Here is an 11,352-nt window from a genome sequence, read left to right as displayed (position 1 = left end):
ACATCATGAACTACAAGACATTGACACTGACCCTGCTGCTTGGCCTTGCCACCCACACCGGCGCACAAGCCGAAGAGATGATGAACCACGAAGGGCACGACATGAGCCAGATGGGTGACATGCAGCAGATGGAGGGCATGAAGGAGATGGTGATGACCAAGGGGGTCATCACCCGCATCGACGAGGCAAATGGCAAGGTGGGGATCAAGCACGAGGATATCGAGAACCTCAAGATGCCCGCCATGACCATGGTGTTCACCCTGGTCGAGCCGGCCCAGCTCAAGGGGATGAAGGTAGGTGACGCCGTCAACTTCCATGCCGAGATGCGCGATGGCAAGCTGCTGCTGACCAAGATCCAGCCGCAATAAACCGTCAACAACGACCATAAACAGAGGGAGGCGCAAGCCTCCCTCTTTCGTTTCATCGGGTCGGGATGGATTCGTCAGCCACGCTTTTGCAGCAGGGTCTCCACGTCCGTGATCACCTTGAGCGCCGCCTGGGGGCCGCCGGACGAGGTCCAGAGCGAGCCATCCACGGCGCCAAAACGCTTCTCCCTGATCACCGGCAGCTGCTGGTAGGCCGGGGTCTGCTCGGCCTGGCGCATCGCTTCCACCGCATCGCCGCTGGCACTCAGGGTGCCGATCACCAGCCAGTCTGCATCCAGCAGATTGAGGGACTCCAGACTCAGGGCCGGGGAGTGGGGTACCCCCTTGCCCTGCTGCTGGGCCGGGCGCACCAGCCCCATCGACTCCACTACGCTGCTGGCGAAAGTGCCCGGATACATGAAGCTCGGCCCCTTGGGATTCCAGCGCACTATGCTGATGCTCTCCCCCTGATGCCTGGCCAGGGTGGTGCGCGCCTGCTGCAGGCGCGCCTCGTATTGTTGCAGGAATGCCTCACCTTCCTGTTCACGGTTGAGGGCGCTGGCAACACGGCGCAGCAACGGCTGCCAACCGTCGGTCCACTGGCCGGTTACCACGGTCGGGGCAATCTCCCGCAGCAGCGCCAGCTGCTCCGGGGTGGTGGGACCGGTCAGGATCAGATCCGGCTCCAGGGTGATCAGGGTCTCCAGGTTGGGGCTGCCAAGATCCCCGACCACGGGGATCCCCTCTCCCACCTTGTCCAACAGATAGCGCGGCAGGGTCGGCTGACCGCGACCATTGACGGCGCCAACCGGGGTCACCCCCAGAGTGAGGGCGCTGTCGAGATCAATCTCGCTCAAGGTCACCACCCGCTGGGGATTGGCCGGTACCTGGACGCTCTGGCCAAACGCATCGGTCACCTGACGCATCTCCTGCGCCTGAACCAGGGGCGCGGCCAGCATCAGGATAGTGGCGGCCAGGGAGGCAAAACGCTTCATCATCTCACTCCTTCTCTTGAGGTACTGCGTTGGTATAAAGGGTATTCAGGGTCATGGCTTCAACTCGCCCGGCGCACGGCATCATCAGCATAGTGACGACGCGGCACTATGATGGGGGCACCATCGCCGGGGGCGTGGAGGATATCGACGCTGGTCTGGTAGAGGCGATCGATAAGGGGCTTGGTCACCACTTCGCGGGCCGGGCCCATGGCGGCGATCTCCCCGTCGCCGATGGCGATCAGCTCGTCGCAATAACGGGCCGCCATCGCCAAATCGTGGATCACCAGCAGCACCGTCTTGCCCTCGGCGGTGATGCGGTGAATCGCCTCCATCACCTCGGTCTGGTGGCCGATATCGAGGGCGCTGGTAGGCTCGTCGAGCAGCACCATGTCGCTGTCCTGGGCCAGGATCATCGCCAGCCAGGCCCGCTGCGCCTGACCGCCGGAAAGCGACGAGGCGCTCTGGTGCCAGATCCCCTCCAGCTGCATCCGCTCGCAGGCCGATCGCACCATGAGCGCATCTTCCTCGCTCCACTGATTGAACCAGCCCTGATGGGGGTGGCGGCCGTACTGCACCAGCTGTTCCACCAGGATGCCGGCGGGCAGGGTCGGCCGCTGGGGCAGATAGGCAAGCTCACGCGCCAGCCCCTTCATGGGGTAACTGGTCAGGGGCTTGCCCTTGAGCAGTATCTCCCCGCTCTGTGGGGCCATCTGCCCACAAAGCAGCTTGAGCAGGGTCGATTTGCCGCAGCCGTTGGGGCCGACGATCCCCACCAGCTTGCCCTTGGGCACGCTGAAGGAGATATCGCGCAAGATGGTGGTCTGCTGATAGGCGAAATGGAGTCGGTTTACGGTGAGCGTCATCAGTCGGCCCTCTGGCGATCGTGAACAAGGAGAAACAGCAGCAAGAGGCCGCCGAGAATGCGGGTCATGATGCCGGTCGCCACCTCGTGGGGACTGGCCAGCACTCGAACCAGGGTGTCGCTGGCGAGCAGCAGCAGGGCGCCACTCAGCGCCGCCAGCCAGAGCGGCACGACTCTGTCCTTCACCAGCCAAGAGGCGAGGATGGGCGCCGCCATGGCGATAAAGACCACGGGACCGCCGATGGCGGTGCCAAGGGCCGCCACCAGAATGGCCTGAGCCAGGATCCCCAACTGCACCCTGTCGCCATTGACCCCGAGGGAGCGCGCCATCTCGGGGCCAAAACGCAGCACCGCCAGGGAGCGGGAGAGGTAGATAATCCAGGGGCAGAGCAGCAGCAACAAGATGACGATGGGGTTGATGGTGTTGTAACTCACCGCGATGAAACTGCCCATGTTCCACAGGTAGAGGGAGCTCAAGTGCAGCAGCGCCTTGGTGGACATTACGAACTGGCCGAGGGCCTCGAGCATCTCGGACAGACCAATGCCGATCACCACGAACAGGTAACCCTGTTCACCGGGTTTGCGGCAGAGGGCATATAGCACCAGCGCCGCAAAGATGGCGCCGAGCGGCGCAGCCCACCAGGGCCAGCTGCCCAGGGTCAGGTAGAGGGAGAAGATGATGATGCCAAGGGAGGCGCCATTATTGACCCCCACCATGTCAGGAGTTGCCAGCCGGTTGCGGATCAGGGTCTGTACCAGACAGCCCGAAAGCCCCATGGCCGCCCCCGCCACTATCACCCCCAGAATGCGGGGCAGCCGGATCTTGAACAGGGTGATCCCATCGAGGCGCGAGCCCTCCCCCAGCAAGGTGTTGAGCACGCCGGCAAAACCCAGCTTGCCGCTGCCGACACTCAAGGCCAGCAGCATCAAGGCTGCCAGGGCCAGGGCCAGCAGCGTCAGCCAGCGCCAGCTCGGCAGATGCAGCAGGATGGAACGTTCGCTCGCTCGCAGGCAGAGCATATCGGTCGGTGTAAGCATCAGCGCCTCATTTGACGGTCAGCAGGGTACGAAAGCCCCCGCGACGCACGATGGCGATCAGCACGGGGGCGCCGATCAATGCCAGGATGACCCCGTTGGGCAGCTCGAACGGCTGGATCAACCAGCGCGCCAGAATGTCGGCCACCAGCAGGAACAACATGCCGAACAGGGCGGAGAAACAGACCTGTACCGACAGCTTCACCGGCTCCACCAGGCGGCCACAGTAGGCCGCGAGGAAGCCGACGAAACCGATGGGGCCGGCGATGGCGATGGCGCTGGCGGTCAGCAGGGTGGCGGCCAGCAGCACGCCGATCCGCACCCGGGTCGGCCGGATACCCAGCGCCTGGGCCTGACTGTCCCCCATCTGCATCAGGGTCAGCTGGCGGCAGAGCAGCAGGGTGAGGGCGAAAGCGAGCAGCACGAACGGCAGCACGGCGATGATGGCGTCCATATCGGCCCCCGCGAGGGAGCCCAGATTCCAGAAGCGGTACTGCTCCAGCACCATCTTGTTGGAGAGCAGCAAGAAGCTGGAAAGGCCGCCGAAGGTGGCAGACAGCGCCACCCCTACCAGGATGAGCTTGAGGGGATTGGAGCGGCCTATCATCATGCCGAGCCCCAGCACGATGAGGTTGCCAAGCAGGGCACCGAGCCCGGCCCAGAGCAGATAACCGTAGGCGGACTCGACCCCGAACCAGGTGAGCCCGATCACCAGGGCGAAGACGGCGCCGGCATTGACCCCGAGCAGACCGGGTTCGGCCAGCGGGTTGCGAGTGGCGCTTTGCAGCAAGGAGGCGGCAAGCGAGAGAGAAACGCCCACCACCATGGCACACAAGGTGCGGGGCAGGCGCAGGGTATCGAGCACCATGGCCAGCTTCTCGTCGCCGGCAAAGCGGGGATCCCCCGCCAGATAACCTATCACTTCACGGGCGCCATACACCCCGGCACCAGTGGCCAGGGAGAGGCAAAGCAGCATGAACAGGAGGAACAATCCCAGCCAGAGCAGATACGTCTGGTGTCTAAGCACCCTTGGCTCCTTTTGTTGATATGTATGGTTGAATCAGGGAACAAGGGGAGCCCGCGGGCTCCCCGAACGCATCACAGCTTGTAAGCCACGCCGGCGTAGACGGTGCGCCCCTCGAGGATCTGATCCGCCTCGGTCGCGACCCAGTCACGCTTGGTGTTGGTCAGGTTGTTGAGGCCGAACTTCACATCCAGCGCCCGGGTGGCACTCCACACGGCGCCGGCATCCAGGGTGTGGAAGCCCGCCGTGTTTTCATAGGTGGTGCCGCTCAGACGTGGCACGGGCAGGATCTGGCTGCCGGTGTAGTTCCAGCCAAGCCGGGTGCTCAGGGTGTCGATCACCTGCCACTCCAGGGTGGCGTTGGCGGTGTGCTCCGGCGTCTTGTAGAGATCCTTGCCGGTGGTCTTGTCTTCCCCGTCGATCAGGGTGAAGTTGCCGGAGAGGCTCAGCGTATCCGTGATATCGAACCAGCCGCTCAACTCCAGCCCCTTGATACGGGCCTTGCTGACGTTGCGATAAGTCATCACGGAGGGGCGCCAGGTGGAGGTCCACCCCTCGCTCTGGATCTTGTCCTTGATGTCGTTGTGGAAGGCGGTCACCCCGGCCCCCCACACGGTGGCGTCATAGGTGGTGCCCAGTTCATAGCTGACGGCGGTCTCGGGTTTCAGGTCCGGGTTGCCCACCACGGCGCAGCGACCGCGACAGGCAGCAATCCCGTAATCGGCGTTGGACTGGGCGATGGTCGGTGCCTTGAACGCCTTGCCGATCCCCCCCTTGACCACCCAGTTGTCGGTCAGGCTGTAGAGGGCATAACCGCGCGGGCTGAACTCGGTGCCGTAAGTCTCGTGGTGATCGACCCGGCCGCTGAGGGTCAGGGCCAGATCGCCGAAGCCAAACTCGTCCTGCAGATAGAGGGCGCTCTGATCGACGCTGACATCACTCCCCTTGAGGCTGACGTTGTGCTTGAGCTCGGTGATGCGGTATTCGGCGCCGCCGGTCAACAGGTGGCTGCCAAGGTTGCCGCTCAGCTGGCCGTCGAAGGTATGGTTGGTCTGGGTCACATCGCCGCTCTGTTTGGTCAGGACCCTCATCAGCTCGGAGTCATCGAACAGGTCGACCTGCTCGAAGGCGTAGCCAACCCGGCTGTCGAACAGATCCCAGCGCCCGACGTGGGTCGCATTGAGCCCCAGGCGTTCCATCTGCTGGATGTTGCGCGGCGTCTGGCCGTAGTTGTTCCAGTGCGCCTCCCGATCGTCCTTGGCGTAGTTCATGCCGACATCCAGATCCTGCTGCTCGTCGATGAGCCACTTGACGTTGGAGAGCATGCCGAGCTTCTCGCGCTGCTCGATGGCATCTGCCTTGGGGTTGATGCTCTGCTCGCTCTGCCAGGCATCCCTGTGGTTGCCTTCCACCACGAAGTTGGCCAGCAGCTTGTTGTCGATGAGCGCGCCGCCCACATAGGCGCTCGCCTTGTTGACGTCCCCGCCGTGACCATCGGTCGGATCGCTGAAGGTGTAAGTTGCAGCCGCCTCGGTCTGCTCCTTGGGCTGGCGCAGGATGACGTTGACCACGCCCCCCAGGGCATCGGCCCCGTAGAGGGAGGAGATGGGACCGCGGATCACCTCGATGCGCTCGATGGCGGCCATGGGAATGGCGGAGAGATCGAAGTCGTTGCCGTAACCGGAAGTCAGGGCATCGCGGGAGCTGATGCGCCGCCCATTGACCAGCAGCAGGGTGTAGTCCCCCTCCAGCCCGCGCAGTTTGATCTCGCTGCGGCCATAGCTGGTGGCCGGATTGATGTTGACCCCGGGCAGCTGTTTCAAGGCCCCGGTCAGGTCATTGACGTTGAGCTTGTCGAGCTCGGCACGGGTCACGACCGAAACGCTGGCGGGCGCCGTCAGTTCACTGTGGCGAGTCTTGGTCGCGGTGACCACCAGGGTTTCATGGGCGGGATCGGCCGCGCCGGTTTGTACTTGTGCCACGGCCGGCAAGGCAAAAAGGGACAACACCAGAGGATGAACTGCAAATAGTCGGGATGATGTACGCATCATCAACACTCCACATAGAACAGGAAAAGGCCAACACCACCGACATCCCTGTCTGACCTTGCCAGACCCGGCGCTGAGTGATTGGGCTGCTTATGGCACGAGCACAGGCCCATGCTTCTTCGCCCTGATATCAGTCGGCTCGGGCAGAAAACAGCCTGGCCATCCAGGGCGGTTCCTTCTCTATATGAAGGCGCCGTACCGACCGATTTCGGAACGGCGCAATACTAAATGCAAATCATTTTTATTTGCAAGAAATGAATCGGGTATTCTTTCGCGTCCGCTTAATTATCCATCACTTCGTGACGCGCCTGATGGTAAGCCTCCTCGCTCTTGCCTCTGCGCCAGTAAGGCACCGCATAAATGGCCTGGCGATCGACCCCCAGAGTTCCGCGTACATGGCGACGCAGCGGCAACACCAGCGCCTCTTCCCCTGCCAGCCAGAAGAAGCCTCCTTCCCGTTCAAGGGGCAAGCCCATAACATGCTCCAGCAGGCCGCTTGCTTCAGGCTCGCCGACAAACCAGTGGCAACGCACCCCGCTGGGCAGGGAAAGCGGCAGGGCGTCGGCCTGATCGGGTACCAGAATGGCGATCTCCCCTCTGGCATCGGCAGGCATCACTTCGCACATCGCCATGATGGCAGGCAAGGCGGTCAGATCCCCCACCAGACAGTAGTGATCTGCCGCTGGCAGCATGGGATTGGGGCCACCGGGCGCAGAGAGGATCGCCTTGTCCCCCGGTTTGGCCTGACAGGCAAAGGCGCTGGCAGGCCCGCCATCACCGTGCAGCACGAAGTCGATGTCGAGCTCCAGGGACTCGCGGCGAAAGGCTCGCAATGTGTAGGTGCGGATGATGGGCTTGTCTGCCGGCTGCGGCCAGCGCGGACCGTTTGGCGTCATGGTCGGCAGCACGGGCTCTGCCTGGTTGGGCTGTGCCAGCATCACCTTGATGTGGGCACCGCCGCAGATGTAGGGGTAGTCGGCCAGCTCACTGCCGGTAAAACAGATCCGGCGCAGATTGGGGGTAATTTGGGTAACGGCTTTGACACTCAACAGACGGGGACGGTTGGGAGGCAGAGTTGGGGACACAGATGAATTCCTCTTGCAGTAGATTACCCATGCTACACGCAAACAAGAATCAGTATCAAATGCGATTTATTCCCGTTTCATCGGTTTGTATCAGGAGTGTGCCATCATAGTCACTGGAACCAGGCTCGCGGCGCCATGACGAAGGGGGGATTTCCCCCTACTAGCCGGCCCCTGTTCATGGCTGTACGGCGGTTTTGAGAGAGCCTGGGCAGGCCGCCATGCCACGGCGCTCGACCACAGTTTTTCGCGATCAAATTTTATTTCTCAATAAGTTTCCTATCCTTAGTGAAGCAGTTAATGTAAGCACAAGATGCCAAACAGGATTGTATGATGGATGACCAGATCCTGATTATTGATGATGACGATATCGTCCTTCCCGATAGCCAACAGGCTGGCTGGAAGGTGATGATCGTGGATGATGAGCCCGAAGTTCATCGCATCACCAAGATCACCCTGAACAAATTCGAGTTTGACAATCGTCCCATCGAGTTTCTGCATGCCTACTCCGCTGCCGAGGCCAAAGAGCTGCTCGCCACAACACCTGATGTCGCCCTGCTGCTGCTGGATGTGGTGATGGAGTTCGATCATGCCGGCCTGGATGTGGTGAAGTTTGTTCGCGACGAGCTGCAAAACAAGATGGTGCGCATCGTGCTGCGTACCGGGCAACCTGGCCAGGCCCCGGAAGATGACGTGGTCACCAACTACGACATCAACGACTACAAGGACAAAACCGAGCTTACCTCCCAGAAGCTTCGTACCCTGCTGCGTGCCAGCCTGCGTTCCTATCGGGATATCCGCACTCTGGAGAGCAATCGCCAGGGGCTGGAAAAGGTCATCGAGGCCTCCAAGGGGATCTTTGAAAAGCGGGCCCTGCGCCAGTTTGTCGAAGGGGCACAGGCCCAGCTGACGGCCCTGCTTCATCTGGGAGAAACCCAGATCTATGATCTCAAGCAGTCGGCCTATGAAGTGCGGGATCAGATACTCGAACCCCTGCTGCCCGGCTTGCCCCCGCTGCGATTGAGTGACGCCCCCGAGATATTGCGCCAGGCCATGGCCAGCCGAGCCAACGTCTACGCCCCGGAGCAGATGGTGCTTTACTGCCAGAATCCGCGCCACCATCTGCTGTTTCATATCGAGACCTTTCGCCAACTCAGCCAGATGGACACGGGTCTGCTCACCCTGTTCACCGAGAACATCATAGTGGCGTTGGAGAATATCCGGCTCAACGAGGTGATCGCCGACAACCAGCGGGAGATCATCTATCGCATCGGTGAACTGGTCGAGACCCGCTCAAAGGAGTCGGGACTGCATGTCAAACGGGTCGCGCTCTATACCGAATTGTTCTGCCTGCTGCTTGGCATGAGCGAGGAGCAGAGCGAGCTTATCAAGCGCGCATCGCCCTTGCATGACATAGGCAAAGTGGGGATCCCGGACTCCATCCTGCACAAACCGGGCAAGTTGACCCCGGAAGAGTGGGAGATCATGAAAACCCACGCCCAGCTCGGTCAGGACATGCTCTCCGGCAGCGATCTGGCGCTGTTCCAGATTGGGGCCACTATCGCAGGCAACCACCATGAAAAGTGGAATGGCAGCGGCTACCCCCGCGGTCTGACAGGGGAGAATATTCCGCTGGAGGGGCGCATCGTGGCTCTCGCCGACGTGTTCGATGCTCTCGGCTCGGATCGCTGCTACAAGAAGGCGTGGCCACTGGACAAGGTGCTGGCCCTGATAGAAGAGGAGAAAGGGGAGCATTTCGATCCCAGCCTGGTCGAGCTGATGATGGCCAATCTGGACAAGTTCCTCGAGATCCGCGAACAGTACAAGGATGTTTATATCGGCGAGCACTAGCCGTCCCCTTCCCACATTGGCCTGCGACAGACACAGCAAGGCGCCAGATAAAAAAACCGCCCATGGAGGGCGGTTTTTTTATCCCGATGGCCTGTGTCACTGCTCCGGCAAGTTGAGATCCAGCTTGGTACTCGTGTCAGCGGACTCCGGGCTCTTAGCCTGTACTGCCGCCAGCGCCCGCTTCAGGGCCCGGCGTTTTTGCAACACCACAAACCCGACTCCACCGAGCACCAGCAGCAACACGCCTCCCCCGGCCAGCACCCAGACCAGCCAGCCCATCTCCTCTTCCTGCGGCGCTTCAACGGGCTGCGCGCTGGAGACGACAGGCGCCACCTCAACCGGCGGGGGCGGCGGGAATATGTTGAAACTCTTGCCGGGCAACAGGATCTTCACTTCGCGCCCCAGCAAGTTGGTGCCATAGAACGTGGCCTGTACCTCGTACTGCCCTGGGTCCTTGATCATCGACAGGTCGATATTCAGCCTGGGGGCGGCCCCCGTCTGGCTAAAGGGATAATTCCCCCCCTCTTTGCTCGTCACCTTGCCCTGGATCACCACGGAGGCAGGATCCAGCTCATCCCGATCGATGAGGAATGCCATCTTGGCACCTTGCACGTCAGAAGGCGGCTCCAGGTTATAACTGAACGGATAGGGGTAGAGCAGCACATCCTGATAACGGGCACGTTCAAACACCTGATTACCCGTGCTGAACATGGCGCGGTACTTGCCTGTCGGAATATCTTCCAAGACCGCCTCTGCGGTCATGACCCCATCCCCCGGCTCCTCGTCAAGCCCCTTGCCATCGTCATGATACAGGCCGAGCACCTTGTCCAGCACCACCTCCTGCTGTTTGTCATCGCTGTACGACTGCAACCTGACGGTCATCCCCAGCTCGGAGAGATAGTAGTTGTCTGCAGGCTGCTCCCCCGCTATCTGCAACCAGGATTTGAGCTTGATCACCTCTCCCTGATAGAGCTGCATCGGCAGCGCCTCGATATCCAGCTTGATATCGGAGAGGATGCGCACCCGGTTGTCCGGATCCACTTCCCCTATCGCCTGCCAGGGACCCGGCATGGGATTGCGCAGGGTGATGAGGTCATATTCGGGCAACGCCAGCCAACCCACATCGGCAGGCTTGACCCGACCCACATAGAGCTTGCTGCCATCGGGTCGCACCAGGATCACCGACGGGGTGCCCGCCTTGCGCTTGATGATGAAGGTGATCTCCTTCACCCCGTAGTCGATGCGAAAGCGGTTATCCAGCAAGGGAATGTCGGAGGGCGCAAACACCTCGGTCGCCGCCGCCCCCAGCGAACAGAGCAACAGGAGAGAAGCCCACCACCTGCTCATTGCCGCCACAGACAGCTTCCTCCCTTCTTTTGCACCAGATCCAGCCTCGCCTCGTGCAGCGCCTGCACCTCGGCGCTGGCCCGCACCACTTTCAAAGCAGGACGATGGCTCTCAAGCCGGCGGATGCTGGTGTCCTGGCTGCTCTCGCTCTCACTGCTTTCGGTCGCCAGATTCAACTTGGTCTGGCCACCCGTCATCAACAGGTAGACGTCCGCCAGGATCTCCGCATCGAGCAAAGCCCCGTGCAGGGTCCGGTGGGAGTTGTCTATGCCGTAGCGATCACAGAGCACATCCAGGTTGTTGCGCTTGCCCGGGAAGAGATCCCGCGCCATCGCCAGGGTATCCGTGATGCTGCAGATATCGGCGGTCTTGAAATCGAGTCCGAGCTTGCTGAACTCGTAGTCCATGAAGCTGACGTCAAACGGCGCGTTGTGGGCGATGAGCTCGGCACCGCGGATAAACTCGATGAACTCGTCGGCGATCTGGTTAAAGGAGGGCTTGTCGGCCAGGAAGGCGTCGGTAATGCCGTGCACTTGCACCGCTTCCGGGTCCACCAGCCGATCCGGCTTGATATAGACGTGGTAATGGTTGCCGGTCAGCTTGCGGTTGATCACCTCCACACAGCCGATTTCGATGATGCGGTGACCCAGATAGACGGGGCCGCCACCTGTGTTCATACCTGTGGTTTCAGTATCCAGAATGATCTGGCGATTCAGTTGGGGTGTGTTCATGATCCAATCTAT

10 protein-coding genes are annotated in these 11,352 nt (G+C 61.3%); 2 read left to right on the top strand and 8 right to left on the bottom strand.

Annotated elements, in window-relative coordinates:
• The first annotated feature begins 5 nt into the window (after positions 1 to 5).
• Complete coding sequence (locus tag ACB028_RS06510; RefSeq protein WP_371143805.1) at positions 6 to 368, top strand: copper-binding protein; 363 nt, start codon at positions 6 to 8, stop codon at positions 366 to 368.
• Positions 369 to 442: 74 nt separating this feature from the next.
• On the opposite strand, the gene ACB028_RS06505 is transcribed toward ACB028_RS06510, so the two are convergent.
• The 6 genes from ACB028_RS06505 to ACB028_RS06480 form a co-directional block, all read right to left on the bottom strand.
• Positions 443 to 1,360, bottom strand: coding sequence for an ABC transporter substrate-binding protein (locus ACB028_RS06505; protein WP_371144001.1), 918 nt, complete (start codon positions 1,358 to 1,360; stop codon positions 443 to 445).
• A 59-nt stretch (positions 1,361 to 1,419) separates the two neighbouring features.
• Positions 1,420 to 2,223, bottom strand: coding sequence for an ABC transporter ATP-binding protein (locus tag ACB028_RS06500; protein WP_042069963.1), 804 nt, complete (start codon positions 2,221 to 2,223; stop codon positions 1,420 to 1,422).
• A complete protein-coding gene (locus ACB028_RS06495; protein ID WP_371143804.1) occupies positions 2,223 to 3,260 on the bottom strand; it encodes a FecCD family ABC transporter permease in 1,038 nt (345 codons plus the stop codon). The genes ACB028_RS06500 and ACB028_RS06495 overlap by 1 nt, the downstream gene beginning before the upstream one ends.
• A gap of 7 nt (positions 3,261 to 3,267) precedes the next feature.
• Positions 3,268 to 4,284: an iron ABC transporter permease gene (locus ACB028_RS06490; protein ID WP_354688315.1), complete on the bottom strand. Its 1,017-nt coding sequence runs from the start codon at positions 4,282 to 4,284 to the stop codon at positions 3,268 to 3,270.
• Between the two features lie 71 nt (positions 4,285 to 4,355).
• Positions 4,356 to 6,329 (bottom strand): TonB-dependent receptor domain-containing protein, encoded by a 1,974-nt coding sequence (locus tag ACB028_RS06485; RefSeq protein WP_223380470.1) that lies wholly within the window; start codon positions 6,327 to 6,329, stop codon positions 4,356 to 4,358.
• 281 nt (positions 6,330 to 6,610) lie between these two features.
• Positions 6,611 to 7,414: a siderophore-interacting protein gene (locus ACB028_RS06480; RefSeq protein WP_371143803.1), complete on the bottom strand. Its 804-nt coding sequence runs from the start codon at positions 7,412 to 7,414 to the stop codon at positions 6,611 to 6,613.
• A 330-nt stretch (positions 7,415 to 7,744) separates the two neighbouring features.
• Here ACB028_RS06480 and ACB028_RS06475 point away from each other — a divergent pair, with 330 nt between their 5' ends.
• Entirely contained in the window at positions 7,745 to 9,262 is a 1,518-nt protein-coding gene (locus ACB028_RS06475) for an HD domain-containing phosphohydrolase (protein WP_042028494.1), read from the top strand.
• A gap of 96 nt (positions 9,263 to 9,358) precedes the next feature.
• Here ACB028_RS06475 and ACB028_RS06470 read toward each other — a convergent pair whose 3' ends face one another.
• Both ACB028_RS06470 and dnaQ read right to left on the bottom strand, forming a co-directional pair.
• A complete protein-coding gene (locus ACB028_RS06470) occupies positions 9,359 to 10,609 on the bottom strand; it encodes a TIGR03503 family protein (RefSeq protein ID WP_371143802.1) in 1,251 nt (416 codons plus the stop codon).
• Entirely contained in the window at positions 10,606 to 11,340 is a 735-nt protein-coding gene (gene dnaQ, locus ACB028_RS06465; RefSeq protein WP_124240785.1) for a DNA polymerase III subunit epsilon, read from the bottom strand. Before dnaQ ends, ACB028_RS06470 begins: the two co-directional genes overlap by 4 nt.
• Between the last annotated feature and the right edge of the window lie 12 nt (positions 11,341 to 11,352).

It is taken from the genome of Aeromonas sp. S9(2024) (assembly GCF_041403185.1).
GTDB lineage: Bacteria > Pseudomonadota > Gammaproteobacteria > Enterobacterales > Aeromonadaceae > Aeromonas > Aeromonas enteropelogenes.
This window is presented reverse-complemented; position numbering and strand designations above follow the sequence as displayed.